Genomic DNA, 19221 nt, shown 5'->3' with positions numbered 1-19221 from the left:
GTTAAAAGCGTGCACATTCCCTTGTTATAAAATGGTCAACAAATTATTATGCGGCGCATCAATGCATAATTAATAAGTGGATCTGTATGCCTGTACTCGCTTCATCAAAATCACTTGATGTTTCACTATGCCTCTACGGGATAGTGGTTCTGGTTGCCAGCTTTATGGTGGCCCCGATGCACGATTATGCGCTCTATTTTGCGCATTGGGATCTGATTCTGAGTGGTGGCGACCCTTGGGCTAAAATTGATGCAGCCAATGCTTATGGGCCAGTCTATAATCTTTTTGCTTTTCCATATGCTGTTCATTTTCAATTGCCTAAGTTGATATTTGTCAGTTGCTGGCTTGCCCTGGTTTTGTATACCGTGCGCAGGTTCAGCGCTCTGGAAAATATCTCTGCGAGGGTCAAATGGATTTTTGCTGCGTTCTGGTTATTGAATCCATTCTTTATCGTCAGCACAGTATTCTATGGTTTTAATGATAGTCTGGTTGCCTTGTTATGTTTTCTCGCGATCATTATTGCGGTGCAGGGGCGGGGAAAATCCTCACTGATTCTCATCACTGCCGGAGTGCTGACAAAAATATATCCTGTATTTCTATTGCCGTTTATCAGCCGTGAATGGAAAGATATCAGACGCAATATTGTCATTTTTGTTGTTATATTGGCGGTTGTCTACCTGATCACCTATCTGATCTGGGGTGGTTCTTTCCTAGTTGCTTTTGGCAAAGCAAATGGACGAAATCCTACGCTATTCTCGATTATGATGTTTCTGTACGGTGATTTTTTCCCATTTAAAACCATTGGCGGCTTTCTTATTTCACTCAATAAACTTCTGGTATTGGGATCAGTTTTTTATCTGTTTAAACGTTTTCAGCACGGCAAACTGGATCAGCATACTGCGTTTCTTGCAGGCTTTACTGCGGTTTTGATGTTTTATAAGGCGGGGCAGCAGCAGTTTTATCTCTCTTATTTCGCTATTTTTGCAGCCTGGGTGCTGATCGAGTTCCGCAAAGAGTTGCCCAATCTGAAAGCGTTTTATGCGGTGCTTATACTGGGTGTCTGGATGATGCTGATGGCCGGTATTGTTTACCCTATGACCGGCTACATGAGCGGTGAATATCTCTGGATACGTGAAGTGATCGGTTTGCCAACCTTCATTTTCCTATGTGTCGTGTTTAAGCAGTTGGTGTTTCCTGCACCATTGAATCATGGTCAGCCGTAGACTTTGATTAAGCAGCTTTCTGTCAATGCTTATCAGGTACCTACTGAAAGATCACCGCTCGATAGCGGCATATTTCAGTTCGTACCGTTGTGGTAACCAGGCAAAGTAATCCCCCAAAACTGCCAGCCAGGTGCGCAGCGGGATAGGGTGGCCAGGGGCTTTGACTCAACAGAGCCTGCAGGCTGAACTGCTCCCAGATCAGTTTTGCCATACATATCAGCAGCGGTAACCAACCCGTCAGATAAGGTTGTTTACGGGCAAATATCACCAGACTGATCAGCAGTGGTGCAAACAGCAGGCCGGATAGCCCGGCATAACTGCTTATCCCTGCCCAGGAAGATAGAAGCAGGGCGTCAACGCTGATTACTCCGGTGAGCAGTGATGCCAGTAATACTCTGCGAGAGTTCAATTCCAGATACCCGGCCGCCACGGCAAATGCCAGCAGATCCCATTTCAGATGGCTGGGTGACGTATGGCAAAGGTGGCCGGTAATCAGTCGCCACAACTGCCCTTGTTCTATCAGTGACCTGTCGAAATAGCCGAGTTGAAACAGATCCGCGGATACGCTTAACGGTACACTGAGCAACAGTATCGCTAAGGTAACCAGCGGAAGTTGAAAAGTACCTCCCGCGGATGCGGGAGGAGGTCGAAATATGCTGCTTAGTTGGGTCAGGTTGATCAACATCTCACGCCTTCCTGCGACTACGCATATTGCTGTATTTCACCAGTAGCAGAGAGCCGATTAGCAGCAGAATCCAGTGACCAATTGCCCCTGATCCACCGCCCCCCAGAGAGGCTCTGTGTTGTGATGGACTGAACATCGGTTTCTGGCTATCTGCTCGCTGACTGGTGACCGGTTGCTGCAGTCGCTGTTGACGGGCGTTGTTCTCTGTTGCAATGCGCTGCTGGTTATTACGCTCGATATTCAGCTGTTTGAATACCTCATCCCTGACGATCAGCATCGAGGTATAATCGGTCACCAGGTCATATTGAACGGCGAGGTCGGTGATCGCTTGTTTAGTATCAACGTTGCTGCTTTCCTCTTCGCCCATATAATCCATCTTCGCCTGCATACTTTCGATAGTGGCAAAGGCCCAGATCCGCTCCAGTTCAGGATGCAGTACACTTTGTTCGGGCAGGTTGATCTCGGTAGAATAGCTGCGCAGCTGATCGCCGACTTTGCCGGTCAGCGATATCTGTACCGGTCCCGCTTTACGGTAATGACCGAGGACTGTCAGTTGTTCACCACGGTAGAGTGAGTTGATCTGTTCGGGGGTCAAATCAGTCACTCTACCGCCATCAATCTTCAACTCAACATCTCTCAGCGCCTGGTGAGTCATCTTGCTGGTTGCCAGCATCAGTTGCCCGACGATATCGTCAGCATTTGAAACACTGATGGCAAAACCGTTAGACACCTCGGTCATTCCATTCAGCAGCGGTCGGTTTGCGCTGTTACCCATGACAAAGGTAAATAGTCGGATATCGGCTTTTTCCATCAGATCAAGAAAACGCTTTTTCTCAGTGACACCTAAATTAGCAACGCCATCGGTTACCAGAATCATCGCAGTACTACGATCGGCATCAAGACCTTTCAGCCCCAGAGACAAGCCGGAATAAAGATCGGTGCCACTGCCGGGCTTATATTGTTCAAGTTGATTTAACAGTGGCGAAATTACTTCAGGTTTAGCGGGCTGGAAACCCTGAGAAAAATCGGTAGCGGAACTGTTAAACAGCACTATTTTAAAGCGGTCTTCCGGTCGTAGTTTGCTCAGCCCCTGTCGTACACCCTCGACCAGCGTGGTGTACTTTCCCTGCATTGAACCGGATACATCGAGTACGAATATCCAGTCACGCCCACCCTGTAACGTGCCAAGATCATCGCCCGGTGTCAGGGTCATCATAAAGGTTCCCTGAGCGCTGTCCGCTGTTTTGTAACTGATCAGGTCGAGGGTGCCTGGAAGGTTCTGGCTATGCCTCCAGTACACAAGGATATCTTTATCAAGACTGGCTGCCGGTACTATGCCGGGGCTTTGGTTTTGAATGACAGGCTGTCCTTCAGTTGGAACGGCTTCTGCCAGTTGTGGTGCCCCTGTCTGACTAGTCATGCTGACCTGCCACTGGTTCGGCGAGACCTGTTGAATCGCTGCCTGTGAATGCTGTGGCAGGCGGATAGAATCGATGGGATAACCTGACCCGAGTCTCATGTTGAAACTGAACCTTTCATCGACGACGTCGTTACGGCTCCAGAATGCACTCTTTTGTTCATCAACACCGCCGTCTTCGAGCGGATAGACATAACGTCCGACACCGGAATCCAGGTGTGCTGGCTGAATATAGACCAGTTTTATGCGGACATCACTGTTGGGCTGCACCGGTGTGACACTGATATCAAAAGTTTTATAGCTGTCTTTCTCAACCAGTGCGGTTTCATGTCCGGCTTGTTTCTCCTGTTCATATATCTCTCTGGCCTGCTGTTTCTTAACGACTTCGCCGGTGACAGGTTTACCGTCAATCCAGTAGGTAAACTCACCTACTGCGGCGTGGTCAGGTACAGGAAAGCTGTATATTGCTTCCAATGGCTGACTGGATGGGTTGTGAAATATCTGTTCAACCGTGGTAACGGCATAGCTGTGCTCCAGCACTACATCGACATGGTGCTCGCGGATACTTAGTTCAGGCAGGCTGGAGTTGACCGGTTTTAACAACCCGGCAGCATCCGCGGATGAAACCGCCGCGCCCATTGTCAGTACTGCGCTCAGTGCCAGAACCTTGCTTAGTGCCAATGCACCGGAGAATGTGTTGATCTTCATATGATTCCTCTGCAACTCTGTTGTTGAAGTCAGAGGGATCATGGGGGCCGGGCATATCTGAGCGTAGTGAAACAGGCGAAGTATCAGATAGTGATACGCTTAGTTTAAAAATGCTGAACAGCAGAGAGTTTAAATCAGTTTTTTCGATAGTTTTTAAACAGGCTGTACTGCCACTGACGAATGGCCAGTACCATGGTGTTGCCATGTTTCTGATCCATCGGCAGGGGAGAGTCATCACGGATCAGACTGTTAAATTCCTCTGCGATCCGCTCCATCTTTTTCTGCATCGCAAGGTTTGCTTCCGGGGTGAGTACGCCATTCAGTACTATCAGTTTCTCATGTTTTTTATCAAACCGGGACTGGAAGAAATCCTGTTCAACTTTTTGCTGAAAAAACTGTTGGATCGGCCCGTTGGGCAGCCAGGTGAAGTTGGGATCGATTAACAGTTTGATGCGGTTATTCGGTTGAAGCTCAATAATCCGTATCCGGTCTAACTGTGCCAGCTTGCGAATGCACTGATGCTCGTTGATCTGGTAATGGCTGATGATGTCGTTCAAACCAAAACCGTTAATGACGCTGACGGCGACCAGTAGCAGTTCAAGATCCGATGCGATCTCCTGTTCCTGCTCGCGGGTTAGTTGGGTCAGTCGTTGCTGTTCCTGAGCCATCAGGCGAAACAGCCCGGTTAGCTCCAGACCTGCCAGCTCAGCGATGATCTCCAGCCGCTGCAGGGTGAAGTTCTGCTCTGAAAAAAGACGTTTGACGGACGCCTCACTCAGCTCTAGTGCCTGAGCCACATCAATGTAGGTTTTTCCCTGTGCCTTGAGTTGCTTTTTCAGGGTTTGCACCAGTGCTGCTGTCTGAGCCATAACGTTTTCTCTAATCCATTAAAGTAGTGTTTTTAGCATAGTATCGCCGCAAAATCTGTCTTATTGATCGACTGAGTAGCAGATAATGACATTTATACCGTTATCTTATTTTACTCAATAGCTTAATTAATATTTTTAATAAATGATCGAGCTAGAGCGCACTATATAGTAAAGTACAGCTGAAGAGAGTGATCTTTGAATAACAATGCGTAAGGAAAGGGTATGCCCTACAAAGTACCAGAATGGATAAGTACCAGCCGGTTGGAACTGGTGAAAGTAACCATTGAAGACTGGCCGTCATTACATAATTTTTATAAAGATGTTGAAGCAACCCGCTATACAACCGGTCGTCCCCTCAGCGAAGGTGAGAGTTGGCGAATCGTTGCCGCGCTAATTGGTCATTGGGAAATTCATGGTTATGGCCCCTATACACTTAAACTGAAAGACAGTGGAACAGTTGTCGGTGTTGTCGGGCTCTGGTATCCGGGGGACTGGCCTGAACCGGAGATTATGTGGTCGTTAATTCCAGGTTTTTCCGGGCAGGGATATGCGCAGGAGGCGGCGTTGGCAGTTCGACAAATGGCCGCTGAATACTTGCCTGAACTGCATCTGATCAGCCTTATTTTCGAGCAGAACCTGCCATCGAGAAAGCTGGCTGAGGTGTTGGGTGCAACCCTTGAAACACGGTTTTTGTTCCGCGATAAAGAAGCACTGATCTACCGCCACCTAGCGCCGTTTGACACGGGTCAGGGCGACGCCTGCGAGTATACCGATCAGTGCGATCAGGCTGTTTGAAGAAACTGCATCGTTGAGAATGAGTGTTCCGGCAAAATAGGCGACCACCGGGATCAGGAAGTTACAGTTGGACAGAAAACTCGGGCCTGCTCGATTGACGACTACGAAATAGATGATTGAAGCGACCCCGGACGGCATTAATCCAAGCCAGATAACCGCCATAATGGAATTGGGTTTAGCGATATAGGTTAACTCCTGAATAATATTTTCCACGTCTGATAGTACAAACGGCAATATCAGTAAAGCACCGCAGAGCAGCATGCCCGAGCCTGCCACGAGTGGATTGAATTTAGGCAGCAGCCTTATCATCACGGTGTTCAGGGCATAGCTGCTGGCTGCGGCGAGAATCGCCAGTGCGCCAAACAGGTCGACACTGCCGGCAGCGAATGGGTTAAGGAGAAAAGTTACCCCCGAGAAAGCGATAATCAAGCCGCTAATTTTATAGCGATTGAGAGTTTCGCCTTCGACGAAGTAATGGGCAATCAGCATGGTGACGAAGGGCATCACCGCCATCAGCACTCCGGTACTGGCGGATGTTACCGACTGCTGGCCCCATGAGATCAGTATAAATGGCAAGGCGCTGCCAAATAACCCCAGCAGCATAAAACTCCCCCAGCTTTTAGCATTGAGGGGGAGGCGTAAACCTCTTGAATAGGCGAATAACGTTACCACCGTTGCGCCGAGTGATATGCGTAACAAGGTTATCGTCAGTGCGGTTAAGCCACCTTCGATGGCGACAGAGGTCACCATAAATGATGTGCCCCAGGTGATGACCAGAAAGCCAAGCAGCAGCCAGTTGATGAGTTGAGGAGTCAGCACGATTCAGATCTACTTGTTAAATATTGAGAAAGCCGCAGAGTTTATACTACTCTTGGTTTTAATACTGTAACTGGTTTTAAGTGCTAACCGGTGATAACGTCTTTGATAATGTTGTCGATGATTATTATGTTTCCGGGCTTTCAGCCAATCTGGAATCAGTCTCTCTGCATAACGTTTTATCGATTCACTATTTAGGGCTCTGTTTAAGGGATCTGTGCTAAGGAGTTTATGAAACAACTTATTTTTATCGCTATCGTGCTGGCTCTGATAGTCGCGGGTTATTTTGCCTATCAGGGGGTTGTCTCCCGCAATCAGAAAGCGCCGGGACTGATCGATGGCCGATTATCTCCCTGCGATGTTAAACCGAACTCCGTGTGCAGTCAGAAAGGTACAGATCAGGATCATTTTATAAAGCCTATAGGGTTATGTGTTACCAATATGTCATCCGTGGTCGCTGATGTTGAGAGCTTAGGCGGTCGGGTTGTTGTGCTTGAAGAGGATTATCTGGCGGCAGAGTTCAGCTCATCTTTGTTTGGCTTTGTCGATGATCTGGAGCTACTGCGTGATCCTGTGGCGGGGGTTATCCATATGCGTTCGGCTTCCCGGGTGGGTTATTCCGACATGGGGGTAAATCGCAAACGGGCTGAAGCGCTGCGTAAACGTCTGGAGAGCGAACAATGAGCCAGAAGCGGGGCAATAATTTTTTGTCGGGTTATTCCCCGGAGTTGCAACAGCAGGCCACAGCACTGATTGAGTCGGGTAAACTGCCGGACTATTTGCGAAATCGTTATCAGGACGGGCACGCAGTCTCGAATTCGAAAGCGTTGTACCAGTACACACTTGAACTGAAGAACAGCTTTCTAAAACAATCAGCACCTCTGAGCAAGGTTGAGTATGATGACCGTATCGATGTTATCCATAACGCTTTGGGGCTGCATACGCATATATCCCGCGTTCAGGGAAATAAACTGCGGGCCAAAAAAGAGATCCGTATCGCTTCGCTGTTTAAGCTAACTCCAGAGCCTTTTTTGAAAATGATTGTTGTACATGAGCTGGCGCATATCCGGGAAAAGGAACATAACCGGGCATTTTATAAACTCTGTCAGTATATGGAGCCGGATTACCACCAACTTGAACTGGATCTGCGGCTCTATCTCACCTGTCTTCACCGCTTTGGCCCGCTCTACTGATTAGTAGATTAGCTGATCAGTAAAACGGGCAGTACAGGTTCTGCCACTTTTAACCCTTACTTCTAAGATATTTCCATGTCTGATTTGCAACTTTACCAATATATATTAATCGCATTGCTGTTCATCTGGAGTGGTTTTGTACGCTCAGGACTCGGGTTTGGCGGAGCGGTGCTGACGCTGCCATTTCTGCTTCTGGTGGTTGATGATCCGCTTATTTTTATGCCAATTATCGGCGTGCATCTGCTGTTCTTTTCGTTTCTGATAACCTGGCAAAACGGTCAAAGGATCAAACGGGCCGATCCGGGCAAAGGCGAAAGTGCCTCTACCATTGACTGGAAGTATCTGCGCTTTGCTATGTCAGTTATGATCGTGCCGAAACTGATCGGTATTCTTGGGCTGTTAACTCTGCCTGGCTCCCTGATGAGTAGTATCATCTACTGCATCGTCATCGGTTATGCTATCAGCTATGTGCTCAACCGTCCGTTTAAGAGTAATAGCCGTGGTCTCGACATACTGTTTTTAATATTGGGAGGCTATGTTAGCGGCACCTCGCTGATTGGTGCGCCCCTCATTGCAGCGGTCATTGCGTCACATGTCAGTAAGGAGAAACTCCGGGGTACTTTGTTTGCACTGTGGTTCATTCTGGTGTCAATCAAGTTAGTATCTTTCGTCATCGCTGGTGTCGACCTGCAACTGATTCACCACCTGTGGTTGTTACCCTGTGCCTATATTGGACATCTGTTTGGCGATCGACTGCACAACAAACTGGTCGGCGCCGAAAGCAAAGTGTTCTTCCGGGTATTGGGCAGTGTGCTTATTATTGTCAGTACTCTGGGGCTTATCCGGACCCTTATCTGACATCGTCCCTGGTATTCTGATGTTGATCGATTCGGCTATAAAAATGATGGGAAATGTTATTTGTCGCCAGTGGCTAAGGTGATAGCTTAGTGACTTTGTATAGGAGGCGTTTATGTCAATCTGGAAAACTGAAAAGAGTATTGATGAGTTACAGCTGTTTGCCACAAATACGCTGATCGATCATCTGGGGATTAAGATCACCGAGATCGGTTCTGATTATATCAGTGCGTCAATGCCGGTTGATTGTCGAACACACCAACCGATGGGACTTTTGCATGGCGGTGCTTCCGTTGTTCTGGCTGAAACGCTGGGCAGTGTTGCAGCGCAACTGGCTGCAGAGCCTGGTCATAGTTGTGTCGGGTTGGAGATCAATGCCAATCATCTGTCGGGGATTAGTACAGGGACTGTTTACGGTACAGCATCACCTGTGCATATCGGTCGTTCAACCCAGGTGTGGGATATCCGCATCGTCGATGAAAAGGGAAAAGCGATCTGTATTTCCCGCTTAACGGTAGCCGTATTAGGAAAGTCGCCAGATTTAGGAAAATGACCTTTGATTATGACCTGAATCGGGACTTTAGGGGTGTATATGACCGATTTAGGGTGTTAGACTGATAACTTAACAAGCCGGCCTATTAAGCCCGGCTTTTTTTATTTTTCCAGACGGGTTAACGCCCGCTGTTAGTGCTGTTTAATTCAATTTTCTGAAGAGAGAAAGCTTCGTGCGTAACGCTTTGTTGTCATTGGTTGCTCTGCTCAGCAGTTGCATCATCCTTTATCTGGGTATCGGCCTGATGAATATTCTGGTGCCATCACGGATGGGCTTAGAAGGTATCTCTACCGACACTATCGGTATGGTGTTGTCGATGTATTTTGTGGGGATGCTGACCGGTGCAATTTATAGTAAGCAGCTGGTGAAACGGGTCGGTCATGTGCGGGTGTTTGCCGGCAGTCTGGCCATAGAAGCGATCTGTATATTGATCTTTACTCTGGATGCGAATGCGCTGTTATGGGGTGTTTTGCGGGTTTTACTGGGTTTTAGCCACGCCTGTCTGCTGACGGCTATGGAAAGCTGGCTCAGTGACAGCGCAACCGAAGAGACCCGGGGTAAAATTCTTGCAGTCTATAACGCCTGCATTATGGGGGGATTGTTTGGCGGACAGTTCCTCATGGGGATTGCTGAGCCGTCCGATGACATGCTCTTTGTTATTGTCGGCATCCTCTTTTGTCTGGCTACGCTGCCGGTACTTTTCAGCCGTTCAAAAGGCCCGGTGATTGAAACGGTTGCGCCGATGTCGATTTTGTCTCTCTTCAGAATTTCACCTCTGGGTGTCGTGACCTGTTTAACCTCCGGTGCTGTGTATTCAGCACTGTTTAACCTGTTACCGGTTTTTGCTACGGAATATCATATCAGCGGCTTTCAGTTATCGCTGTTTATGGGGTGCGCCATTTTAGGTGCATTTACTATGCAGTTTCCGGTGGGGTTGCTTTCTGACCGTTTCGACCGACGGACAGTACTGTTAGCTCTGTTGCTGTTATCGTCAGTGCTGGGTATCGCCATCGTCCCACTGGCTGAAATGGAGATGATGAGCGCTATCTTTGTGCTTTGTGGACTGACCTCAGGCATGGTTGCCTGTTATTACCCGCTGAGTGTGGCCGAAGCTTTTGATAAGCTGAAAAAGTCTGAAATGGTTTCGGCGATGGGCAGTATGCTGCTGGCGTTTGGCCTTGGCGGCGCGATAGGTCCTTATACGGCGTCTTTGGTTATGACGGCCTTCGGCAGCTCAAGCCTGTTCTATTTTCTGGCGATTACTCAGGCATTCCTGGCACTGTTTACTATCTATCAGATGACAGTGAGTAAAGCGCTACCGGTGGCGGATCAGGAAGGGTTTGTTATGCAGGGTGAAGCACTTTCTGCATCGGTACACCTCGATCCACGTACCGAATATACAGAGCCTGAAGCTAAGCTCAGCTCTGCTGCGAAAACAGCCATCAGTATTGCAGAATCTGATCCCGCTGCTGCGGTCAAACTGGCTCGTGCACTCACCATCAGAAACCCGGAAAAGGGTACAGAAGTGGCTGCCGCGGTAGCGAAAGTGCCGGGCATCGATGTTATGCGTCTGTATGAGGTAATGAAAGAAGCGGCGCCTTATCAGATTCTGGAAATCACCCAGGCCATTGTTAAAGCTAAACCTGAGCTTGCTGGTGATCTGGTATCGCGTCTGGCTGAATGGTATCCCCAACAGGTTGTACCAGTCGCCATTGAAGTCGGCCGGGTTTTCCCGGAAATGCGCATCGAGATGGCCCGTATAGCCGTTGCATCAGCACCTGAGTCTGCCACTCAGGTGGCAGAATACTATGCGCGGTTGATTGCCGAGGAGCGTGAGTCAATCCGTCCGGCAGACCGGGAAGACGATACCAGTGAGGCTGATGCGCTGAATATGGCAACAGAGCTCTGGGATGCGAACCCTCAACAGGCGCTTGAGATCGCGGTTACCCTTGCCGGGTCTGTTCCGGAAACGGCGGTGGCGATGACTGAAGAGTATATGTCTCACTATGAGTCTGGTTCTGCGAATGAAGCCCCTCTAACCGATAATGATTCAACCGCTGAGACTGGAGAGGGTGATTATCAGGATGCGGTTGAATGGGTATCGAGGATATCCGAAGCGGCGCCTGAGCAGGCGATGGATGTTGCTGCAACCGTCGTTGAAGCTGTTCCTGAGTCCATGTTTGAAGTGACGCAAGAGTATCTGTCTGTGGCTGAAGAAGAACAGGCTGATGAGGAAGCGGTTGATGGCAGTCAGCGTGAGGCTGCTGATACCGAAGAGGCTGACGAGGTTGTGGATGAGCATCAGAAAGCGATTGAGTGGCTGACCCGTATGTCCCAGCTATCGCCGGAAATGTCACTGAACCTGGCGGTTAAAATTGTTGAAGCGGTACCGGAAAGCGCACAGTACGTGGCTGCTGAAGTTGCGCGCTTGTTGCATGAAAGCTATCAGGCGGACAATACTGGTCTGAACGCTGAGCCTGCCAGCGAAATCCGGGATGCCGTTGAACTGGTTAACCGACTCAGAGAGGTCTCTCCGGATAGCGCTGAAGAGGTTGCAGTTGCGGTGCTTGAAAGTATTCCTGAAGCGGCATCTGATGTTGTAGATGCGATCAGTGTGGGTGCTGAGTCCCGTGAAGGCGAGTGGGTCGATTCAATCGACAGGGACAGTGAAAAGCAGGTTGATAACCGCAAAGATCAGCCCGCTGATAACAGCGAAGATAAGCCGGGTTAAGCGGGGCGGTAACGCCCCGAAGATAATAGGCCGAGCTATGAACCTCGAAATATGAGAGTGGTTCGGCTTATTTATCTGTACTAATTTACATGTACTCATTCAGATTGCATCTCCCATTCGTTAATCAACTTAAAGTGCTTTTGCCAGTCGTGCTACTGCTTCCTGGACTAACGCGGTGTCCGTGTTACTGAAATTAAGGCGGATATGACAATCCTTTGTGGCGGTCCCTTTGTCATAGAACGCCGCTCCCGGCACTACTGCCAGTTTATGCGTAAGCGCTCTTGACGCAACCTGCGCACCACTTTTTCCTTTCAACGACAGCCAGATAAACATCCCACCTTCGACCGGGTCAAACTCAATGAGCTGTCCCAACTGTTGATGTAGTTCGGCACTTAGATATTGATAACGACTGCGGTATCCTTGCTGCAGTCGAATCAGGTGTTCCGGGTATTCGGGGTGGTTAAGCAACCGGTGAATGATCACCTGCTGCGGAATCCCGGTGTGCAGATCGGTTGCCTGTTTAATCCGTTCGGCCACGGTGATAAATTCTGCCGGGCCACTCATCGCTCCCACTCTGAGTCCGGGAAAGCCGGTTTTTGAAAAAGATATCAGACGGATTGTTTGTTCCGGATATAATTCACTCACGGAGCAGAGTTGTGCACCGCTGAACCTTAACTGTCGATAGGGTGAGTCTTCAATCAGCGTAACGCCATAATGACGACACAGCGTGGCAACAGCAATCCGGGTTTCGGCTGACCATACCCGTCCGGTAGGGTTGTGAAAGTCAGGCACCGCATAAAACAGCTTTACATCAGTCACTTTGAAATAGTGCTCAAGCTGATCCAGATCCGGACCGGCCGCACCGCTGAGCAGCGGTAATAGCGAAGCGCCGGTTAATTGAAATGCCTGCAACGCGCCAAGGTACGCCGGAACTTCGGCAACAACCTGATCGCCTGGTTCCAGCAGCGCCCGGGCAATAAGGTCCAGCCCTTGCTGGCTGCCGTTGCAGATCAGCCAGGGCTGTGTTGACTCCGGGCTCCATCTCGCGAGCGTTTCAAGCAGAGGCTGATAACCCCGGCTACTTCCATACTGGAACAGCTGGGGGTTGTCTGTCATAGACTCACAGGCCTCGCGGATGAGTTCAACCGGCAGCAGGGAGGCCGCAGGCAATCCGCCAGCCATGGAGATCATCTCCGGCTGGCTTGCGGCGCTGAGAATCTCTCTGATATACGATGCTTGCAGTGATTGTGCATGTCTGGAAAATTTCATAACCCTGTGTCCTGGTGGTAAAACGGCGCCGAAGAAGGTCGTTAACAACGGCTATCAATGATTCGAATTGGTAATCGCCAGAGTGTATGCCTGAGGCTCTCTGATTATTTATCCATTTATGCTTTACTAATTGTCTGTTTATGCTTATTTGTAGGGGTTAGTCGATCCTGCTAAAGTAAACAAACAATGACCAGTGTTACGCAAAAAGCCCGTATTAATGATGTTCTGCACCGCATTCACCGGGATCTTGCTGCCCCGTTGACGGGCGCAGGTCTGGCCCGCGTTGCCGCATACTCGGAGCAGCACTTTCATCGGTTGTTTCAGCAAGTGACAGGGGAGTCTTTGCATCGTTATATCCGCCGGGTGCGTCTTGAACACGCGGCAAATCTGCTGATGTTTGAAGCCTCGACTCCGGTGCGCGATATCGCATTAAAATGTGGTTATAACTCTCTGGCATCCTTTACCCGGGTGTTTAGTGAACAGTTTGAGATCAGTCCGGGGCGCTGGCGTCATCAGGAGCGCTCGCAGCATATCTCCTATATGAGTGATCCTGAAGTGGCTGCCGGGGCGCAAAGAGTTGCATCGCTGCCGTTGCCGCAGCCCGATCTGATTGAACTTACGGATCAGCCGGTTGCCTATGTCCGCCATCAGGGCTATAACCGTTCGATCCGTTCTGCCTGGCAGATCCTGCAGGCCTGGGCTGCCGCAGAGCAACGCCCCTTTGCTGCACAGATAGGGCTGCATCACTCCAATCCTGCCTGGACTCCGCAGGAGCGTTGCCGCTATGTTGCCTGCCTCGGAGTGGATAGTCCGGTTCCCCGGCGTGGTGTCGTGAATGGGATGGTGATTCCCGGAGGACTGCACGCCCGGTTTCACTTCAGCGGACAGTATGGCGATCTGTTGCCCTGGATCACCCGGCTGCAGGATGAATGGCTGGCAGGCTCGGGCCTTAAAACCGGCGCAACACCAGCCTTCGCGAAGTATCAGCGCAACCAGTTTATCGACCCTGAGGGTAAGTTTGAGTTGCAATATTATCAGCCGGTTACACTGTATTAACCGGTATTTTTACAGGAGCATAATGAATGGATATAGAGATTAGTCTGACCGACTTACCGGAACAATCGGAGGTAATCAGGCTTTACCGTGCTAATGAGTGGTCTGCCGCTGATAAGCCCGAACAACTGATGGCTGCTTTGGCTGGTTCGCACTCGCTGGTGACGGCACGAGTTAACGGGGAGCTGATTGGTCTGGGTAATGCACTTTCGGATGGGCATCTTGTCGTCTACTACCCGCATATGCTGGTCGCGCCGGAGTATCAGGGGCAGGGCGTGGGCAAACAACTGATGCAGGCGATGCAGCAACGTTATCAGGGGTTCCATCAGCAGATGCTAACCGCCGATGGCGAGGCGATCGGTTTTTATGAATCCTTAGGCTTTAGCCGTGCAGGAAAAACCGAGCCGATGTGGATCTATGCAGGCAATGATCATTAGACTGGATGATTAGCAATGATCATTAGGCAGGATTATTAGCTAGGGCGTTTAGCGCTTTAGGATTAGAATTCTCGCCTGACAACAACTACAGTAGCGTTTTCAACGATCGGTGATCCCGTGAGTCATTCCCATTTTATCCGTCTGGTTCCGGCACTGTTTGTGCTGCTCTGGAGCACCGGTTTTATTGGTGCAAAGTACGCTTTGCCCTATATCGAACCGTTTTATCTTCTGTTTATCCGTATGCTGCTGACGCTGGTCGTCTTTACTGTGCTTGCGCTGGTCTATCGTTCCCGCTGGCCCTCTCTGCGTGAAGGGGGGCAGCAGGCGGTCACCGGGTTTCTCGTACACGCCTGTTATCTTGGCGGAGTCTTTGCTGCAATTAAGTGGCAGATGCCGGCGGGTATCGCTGCGATTGTTGTCGGCTTGCAGCCGTTACTGACCTCCCTGATTGGCTGGCAATGGCTGGGTGAGAGGCTACGAACGCTGCAATGGTCCGGATTACTGATGGGGCTGGCTGGAGTGGTGGTCATCCTGCTCAATGGTCAGCACAGTGAAGTGACTGTGCTCCGGCCTGAAGCGGTTGCTGCATTAGTTGTTGCACTGTTTGCTATCTCCTTTGGCACCCTGTATCAGAAGCGGTTTGGTGGCAAGGTGGACCTGTTAACCGGATCCATCTGGCAATATCTTTCAACTGCGGTGGCGATGGGGTTGCTGGCATTTCTGTTTGAAGAGCGTCACGTTGAATGGAACATGACGCTGCTACTGTCCCTTGGCTGGCTGGTGTTTGGTCTGTCGATATCGGCTATTCTGTTATTGATGTTTATGATCCGTGAAGGCGAATCTGCCCGGGTAGCCAGTTATTTCTATCTGGTACCGCCTGTGACTTCACTTGAAGCCTGGATACTGTTTGGGGAAGCCCTCAGCTGGATTCAGGTGGGTGCTATTGCCGTTACCGTTTTCGGGGTCTATCTGGTGTTAAGACCCGCAGCAAAAGCCGCAGAGTTAAAATAGCACTGATAATGTTATCTATTCGCTGTTGTAAAATTATGTGCTGTGTCGCTGTAAAAAGCGTCAAATGTTAACTATCGGAATCTATAGTCTTAACACTGCCCGCCCACTGACTGGATAAAATGTGAATATTGAGATTCTGTTTGTTTTTACGCTGCTGTTGATCACTATCGGCCTGTTTATCTGGGACCGTATTCGCATGGATATGGTGGCGATGATGGTGGTTGTGGCTCTGGCAGTGTCGGGTGTTATTACTCCGGCTGAGACAGTTTCAGGTTTTGGTCAGTCACTGGTGGTGATGATCGCCGGTCTGTTTATTGTCGGTGAGGGGCTGTTCCGAACCGGCGTGGCCGCGGCGGTGGGCGACTGGATCATGCGTATGGGCGGGCAGAGTGAACGAAAATTGCTGCTTGTGCTGATACCGGTGGTCGCGGGGATGTCTGCGGTGATGAGTTCGACCGGTGCGGTAGCGCTGTTTATTCCTGTGGTCCTGAGTATCTGTCGTTCAGCCAAGCTGCAGCCCTCAAAAATGCTGATGCCACTCTCCTTTGCGTCACTGATTGGCGGGATGATGACGCTGATCGGTACACCTCCCAATATGGTTGCCAGTACGCAACTGCGTGCGGCGGGTCTGGAACCCTTTGGTTTCTTTGATTTCACCCCGATCGGGGGTGTTATTCTGATATTCGGAACTCTCTATCTGGTGTTTATTGCGCCTAAATTGCTACCCGAAACCGGCGTTCGCGAGGCGTCTCATCCCCATCTGAAAGAGTTTGCCCAACGCTATGCAATCGAGGACAACCTGTATCGTTTACGGGTGAGAAAAGATTCGGAACTGGTTGGGAAAACGGTCTCAGATATGCGCCTGAGAACCCGTTTTGAGGTGACGGTATTTGCCATTCGTCGGGATGGAAAACTGGTGTCATCGTTTATGCCGGTGCTCAGTGAAACACAGATAGAAAGTGGTGATGTGCTGTTAGCCTATGGCGAAGCGGATGGCATAGAGCAGTTGTGTATCGAAACCGGGTGTATGTTTTTTGGCTTTCCCGATGATGAACGCACGCGTATGGATAAAGAGTTCGGGGTCGCTGAGGTGATGTTGCATAATCGCTCACCTATTATCGGTAAAACGATTCAGGAGGGGCGCTTTCGTGAACGTTACCACCTCAGTGTGATCGGTGTTATGCGGGATGGCAAACCGCTGGCGACAAAGTTTGGCGGAGAGCCGCTGCAGTTTGGTGACACGCTTCTGCTGGCAGGGGGCTGGCGCTATATCGAAGCACTGGATGATCGACAAAACTTCGTCATGCTGGAAACGCCGGCAGAGATGACTGAAACATCTGCACGCTGGGGGCATGCACCCATTGCTCTGATGATTATGGTGGCTATGTTGGCACTGATGATCAGTGGTGCGATGTCCAGTCTCAGTTCGATACTACTGGCTGCGGTGGCGATGATTCTTAGTGGCTGTATTAATATGAATGAAGCATATCGCTCATTGAATGCCAGCAGTCTGGTGTTGATTGCCGGGATGTTGCCACTGGCACTGGCGATGCAGAAGAGCGGGGCGCTGGATCTGATTGTCACTGGCTTGTTGTCACTGCTGGGGTCAAGTACACCGATTCTGATCTGCGCCGGACTGTTTGTACTGACCTCGGTGCTGAGTCAGTTTATTTCGAATACGGCCACAACCGTTCTTATTGCGCCGATCTCAATTGCGATTGCGCAGGGGCTGGGTATGAATCCGGAGCCCTTTATGATGACGGTTGCTATTGCCGCCTCTACTGCGTTTTCGACGCCGATCGCCTCACCTGTTAATACCCTGGTACTGGTGCCCGGTAACTATCGCTTTATCGATTTTGTGAAAGTCGGGCTGCCGTTACAGGTTATGTCGATGGTAATTACATTGGTTGTTACACCGCTGGTTTTTCCATTTTAAGTCGGCATCAGTGCCTTAAAAATGTATTATCTGAAAATTAAAACATAATAAATTGATAGGTTTACATAATGAGTGATCGTGAATACCGCACGGTGAAGGCATCGCAAACAGTGTTGAAAGAACTGATGGTACCCTCCTATGCTAATTTCGGCGGAAAGGTTCATGGTGGGGTGATTCTCTCGCTGATGGATAAGATCGCCTATACCTGTGCGGCATCTCATGTAAAAGGTTACTGTGTTACCGCGTCGGTTGATTCTGTGAACTTCCTTAATCCGGTGGAAGTAGGTGAGCTACTGACGCTGTCAGCCTCGGTTAACTATGTCGGCAACTCGTCGCTGGAGATCGGCATCAAGGTTATCTCTGAAGATTTTCGTCTGGGTATAGTGAAACATACGAATACCTCCTATTTCACCATGGTTGCGATGGATGAGGATAGCCGCAAGCCGGTTCCTGTACCGGGGTTGATTCTCGAAGATGAGCGGGAGATTAAACGCTTTATTGAGGGCAAGATCCGTAAACAGCTTAAATCGGAACACCGTGCCGAGATGAAGAAAATCCGCAGTAATCTCGATCTGATTAAAGAGATCAACGCCCTGGACGGTGAAAACTGCCGCCTTTATAAGTCCTGAGTGGGCTTCCCGGTGCTTTCAAGATAGGGCGGCAACACCATAGTCAGGAAATGCTGTCGGGCAAAACTCAGCAGGGTCGAGGCGGCGGGGCTCAGTGAACGTCCCTTGCGGCTCACCAAACAGATCTCCCGGCGCATCGGTGGTGCGATCAGTGGGATAAAACAGAGCTCTTTGAATGACTCGGTACTGGCCGCCAGTGCTGGTAATACCGAGATGCCGATCCCCTGTCGTATGAGTGCTGCCAGGCCGGCCGGATTGGACACTTCCAGAATCGCTTTCTGATCAGAGAGCTGCAACTGGCCTGCCTGACGAAACTGATTCAATTGCGCGCGGATGCCGGTATCAGCCGAGAGAAATAGCAACTCTTCTTCAATCAATTGCTGCCACTGAATCGATTCACTTCCTTTGAAGCGGTGATTTGCAGGGACCACCACACCGTAACGGTCGGACAGCACCGGCTGGTAGTTGAGTTCCGGATGAGCCGAGTGATTGGCGCCGATACCGAAATCTACATCGTTGTCCAACACCCGCTGCTCTATCTGTCCGGCACTGTCATCCCGCAGTGAGATGGCGATTTCAGGAAACTGCTGACGGTAATCATCGATAACCGGGGGCAAAAGGCGGCTGATGGTTGAGGGAGATGCCGCGATAGCAACCTGGCCCTGTTGCTGGCCCGCGATCGCTTGCAGATCGCCAATGGCGGTATCGAAATCAGAGATCAGTTTCTCCGCAACCGGGCGGAACTGCTCCCCCTGCAGTGTGAGTAATACCCGCCGTGTGGTTCGGTCAAACAGGGTTAAACCCACCGACTGTTCAAGCTGTTTTATGGTCGCGGTCAGGCTTGACTGGGTCAGATGAAGTCGGCTGGCGGCCTGGGTGAAACTGCCGCAGCAGGCGACTTCAGTGAATGCCCGAAGATGTCGAATAGAGAGGTTTGTATTCATTTATCGGTATATGTAATTAATTGATCATATTTTATCGTTTGAATGATAAATGATTATTCTGCATTATGACCAACTGTTTATCCGAAATAATCCGCCA

General features: G+C 50.0%; 18 protein-coding genes. 12 read left to right on the top strand and 6 right to left on the bottom strand.

What is annotated here, in order from left to right; all coding sequences use genetic code 11:
* Positions 1 to 86 precede the first annotated feature (86 nt).
* Entirely contained in the window at positions 87 to 1223 is a 1137-nt protein-coding gene (locus tag Q0499_RS20275; protein WP_299203571.1) for a glycosyltransferase 87 family protein, read from the top strand.
* Positions 1224 to 1263: 40 nt separating this feature from the next.
* Here the strand turns inward: Q0499_RS20275 and rrtA are convergent, their stop codons facing one another.
* The 3 genes from rrtA to Q0499_RS20260 all read right to left on the bottom strand — a co-directional run bounded on the left by rrtA (position 1264) and on the right by Q0499_RS20260 (position 4902).
* Positions 1264 to 1908 carry a rhombosortase gene (gene rrtA, locus Q0499_RS20270; RefSeq protein WP_299203568.1) on the bottom strand — a complete coding sequence of 215 codons (645 nt, stop codon included), beginning with the start codon at positions 1906 to 1908 and terminating at the stop codon, positions 1264 to 1266.
* 1 nt (position 1909) lies between these two features.
* Positions 1910 to 4033, bottom strand: coding sequence for a VIT and VWA domain-containing protein (locus tag Q0499_RS20265; RefSeq protein WP_299203565.1), 2124 nt, complete (start codon positions 4031 to 4033; stop codon positions 1910 to 1912).
* A gap of 134 nt (positions 4034 to 4167) precedes the next feature.
* Entirely contained in the window at positions 4168 to 4902 is a 735-nt protein-coding gene (locus tag Q0499_RS20260; protein ID WP_299203562.1) for an XRE family transcriptional regulator, read from the bottom strand.
* 222 nt (positions 4903 to 5124) lie between these two features.
* Here Q0499_RS20260 and Q0499_RS20255 point away from each other — a divergent pair, with 222 nt between their 5' ends.
* On the top strand, positions 5125 to 5697 hold the full coding sequence (locus tag Q0499_RS20255; RefSeq protein WP_299203559.1) for a GNAT family N-acetyltransferase: 573 nt from the start codon (positions 5125 to 5127) through the stop codon (positions 5695 to 5697).
* Here Q0499_RS20255 and Q0499_RS20250 read toward each other — a convergent pair.
* Positions 5629 to 6516 (bottom strand): DMT family transporter, encoded by an 888-nt coding sequence (locus Q0499_RS20250; protein WP_299203556.1) that lies wholly within the window; start codon positions 6514 to 6516, stop codon positions 5629 to 5631. The genes Q0499_RS20255 and Q0499_RS20250 overlap by 69 nt on opposite strands.
* 228 nt (positions 6517 to 6744) lie before the next feature.
* On the opposite strand from Q0499_RS20250, the gene Q0499_RS20245 reads away from it, so the two are divergent.
* The 5 genes from Q0499_RS20245 to Q0499_RS20225 all read left to right on the top strand — a co-directional run bounded on the left by Q0499_RS20245 (position 6745) and on the right by Q0499_RS20225 (position 11845).
* Positions 6745 to 7197 carry a DUF1499 domain-containing protein gene (locus tag Q0499_RS20245; protein ID WP_299203553.1) on the top strand — a complete coding sequence of 151 codons (453 nt, stop codon included), beginning with the start codon at positions 6745 to 6747 and terminating at the stop codon, positions 7195 to 7197.
* The gene (locus tag Q0499_RS20240) at positions 7194 to 7706 is read left to right on the top strand and encodes a YgjP-like metallopeptidase domain-containing protein (RefSeq protein WP_299203550.1); all 513 of its coding nucleotides are present in this window, start codon (positions 7194 to 7196) and stop codon (positions 7704 to 7706) included. The genes Q0499_RS20245 and Q0499_RS20240 overlap by 4 nt, the downstream gene beginning before the upstream one ends.
* A gap of 75 nt (positions 7707 to 7781) precedes the next feature.
* Positions 7782 to 8564, top strand: coding sequence for a TSUP family transporter (locus Q0499_RS20235; RefSeq protein WP_299203548.1), 783 nt, complete (start codon positions 7782 to 7784; stop codon positions 8562 to 8564).
* Positions 8565 to 8676: 112 nt separating this feature from the next.
* Positions 8677 to 9114: a hotdog fold thioesterase gene (locus tag Q0499_RS20230; protein ID WP_299203545.1), complete on the top strand. Its 438-nt coding sequence runs from the start codon at positions 8677 to 8679 to the stop codon at positions 9112 to 9114.
* Between the two features lie 172 nt (positions 9115 to 9286).
* Positions 9287 to 11845 carry an MFS transporter gene (locus Q0499_RS20225; protein ID WP_299203542.1) on the top strand — a complete coding sequence of 853 codons (2559 nt, stop codon included), beginning with the start codon at positions 9287 to 9289 and terminating at the stop codon, positions 11843 to 11845.
* 129 nt (positions 11846 to 11974) lie between these two features.
* Here the strand turns inward: Q0499_RS20225 and Q0499_RS20220 are convergent, their stop codons facing one another.
* Positions 11975 to 13114, bottom strand: coding sequence for a PLP-dependent aminotransferase family protein (locus tag Q0499_RS20220; RefSeq protein WP_299203539.1), 1140 nt, complete (start codon positions 13112 to 13114; stop codon positions 11975 to 11977).
* 186 nt (positions 13115 to 13300) lie between these two features.
* Between Q0499_RS20220 and Q0499_RS20215 the strand changes: the two genes are divergently transcribed.
* The 5 genes from Q0499_RS20215 (at position 13301) to Q0499_RS20195 (ending at position 18180) form a co-directional block, all read left to right on the top strand.
* Positions 13301 to 14170 (top strand): helix-turn-helix domain-containing protein, encoded by an 870-nt coding sequence (locus Q0499_RS20215; protein ID WP_299203536.1) that lies wholly within the window; start codon positions 13301 to 13303, stop codon positions 14168 to 14170.
* 26 nt (positions 14171 to 14196) lie between these two features.
* On the top strand, positions 14197 to 14604 hold the full coding sequence (locus tag Q0499_RS20210; protein WP_299203533.1) for a GNAT family N-acetyltransferase: 408 nt from the start codon (positions 14197 to 14199) through the stop codon (positions 14602 to 14604).
* A gap of 117 nt (positions 14605 to 14721) precedes the next feature.
* Positions 14722 to 15615, top strand: a complete 894-nt coding sequence (locus Q0499_RS20205) for an EamA family transporter (RefSeq protein ID WP_299203530.1) — start codon at positions 14722 to 14724, stop codon at positions 15613 to 15615.
* 121 nt (positions 15616 to 15736) lie between these two features.
* Positions 15737 to 17551, top strand: coding sequence for an SLC13 family permease (locus Q0499_RS20200; RefSeq protein ID WP_299203527.1), 1815 nt, complete (start codon positions 15737 to 15739; stop codon positions 17549 to 17551).
* 68 nt (positions 17552 to 17619) lie between these two features.
* Positions 17620 to 18180, top strand: coding sequence for an acyl-CoA thioesterase (locus Q0499_RS20195; protein WP_299203524.1), 561 nt, complete (start codon positions 17620 to 17622; stop codon positions 18178 to 18180).
* On the opposite strand, the gene Q0499_RS20190 is transcribed toward Q0499_RS20195, so the two are convergent.
* Positions 18168 to 19124: a LysR family transcriptional regulator gene (locus tag Q0499_RS20190; protein WP_299203521.1), complete on the bottom strand. Its 957-nt coding sequence runs from the start codon at positions 19122 to 19124 to the stop codon at positions 18168 to 18170. The genes Q0499_RS20195 and Q0499_RS20190 overlap by 13 nt on opposite strands.
* Positions 19125 to 19221: the final 97 nt, after the last annotated feature.

Source organism: uncultured Amphritea sp., assembly GCF_937127095.1.
In the GTDB taxonomy this organism is placed as follows: Bacteria; Pseudomonadota; Gammaproteobacteria; order Pseudomonadales; family Balneatricaceae; genus Amphritea.
Note: the sequence above shows the minus strand (reverse complement) of the source record. Positions and strands in the feature narration are given on the sequence as shown.

What these genes read in the sequence shown, in the direction of transcription:
- Q0499_RS20235 (WP_299203548.1), top strand. Translation starts at nt 7,782, where the DNA reads ATGTCTGATTTGCAACTTTACCAATATATATTAATCGCATTGCTGTTC.
- Q0499_RS20230 (WP_299203545.1), top strand. Translation starts at nt 8,677, where the DNA reads ATGTCAATCTGGAAAACTGAAAAGAGTATTGATGAGTTACAGCTGTTT.
- Q0499_RS20245 (WP_299203553.1), top strand. Translation starts at nt 6,745, where the DNA reads ATGAAACAACTTATTTTTATCGCTATCGTGCTGGCTCTGATAGTCGCG.
- Q0499_RS20255 (WP_299203559.1), top strand. Translation starts at nt 5,125, where the DNA reads ATGCCCTACAAAGTACCAGAATGGATAAGTACCAGCCGGTTGGAACTG.
- Q0499_RS20210 (WP_299203533.1), top strand. Translation starts at nt 14,197, where the DNA reads ATGGATATAGAGATTAGTCTGACCGACTTACCGGAACAATCGGAGGTA.
- Q0499_RS20265 (WP_299203565.1), bottom strand. Translation starts at nt 4,033, where the DNA reads ATGAAGATCAACACATTCTCCGGTGCATTGGCACTAAGCAAGGTTCTG.
- Q0499_RS20195 (WP_299203524.1), top strand. Translation starts at nt 17,620, where the DNA reads ATGAGTGATCGTGAATACCGCACGGTGAAGGCATCGCAAACAGTGTTG.
- Q0499_RS20240 (WP_299203550.1), top strand. Translation starts at nt 7,194, where the DNA reads ATGAGCCAGAAGCGGGGCAATAATTTTTTGTCGGGTTATTCCCCGGAG.
- rrtA (WP_299203568.1), bottom strand. Translation starts at nt 1,908, where the DNA reads ATGTTGATCAACCTGACCCAACTAAGCAGCATATTTCGACCTCCTCCC.
- Q0499_RS20190 (WP_299203521.1), bottom strand. Translation starts at nt 19,124, where the DNA reads ATGAATACAAACCTCTCTATTCGACATCTTCGGGCATTCACTGAAGTC.
- Q0499_RS20215 (WP_299203536.1), top strand. Translation starts at nt 13,301, where the DNA reads ATGACCAGTGTTACGCAAAAAGCCCGTATTAATGATGTTCTGCACCGC.
- Q0499_RS20275 (WP_299203571.1), top strand. Translation starts at nt 87, where the DNA reads ATGCCTGTACTCGCTTCATCAAAATCACTTGATGTTTCACTATGCCTC.
- Q0499_RS20220 (WP_299203539.1), bottom strand. Translation starts at nt 13,114, where the DNA reads ATGAAATTTTCCAGACATGCACAATCACTGCAAGCATCGTATATCAGA.
- Q0499_RS20260 (WP_299203562.1), bottom strand. Translation starts at nt 4,902, where the DNA reads ATGGCTCAGACAGCAGCACTGGTGCAAACCCTGAAAAAGCAACTCAAG.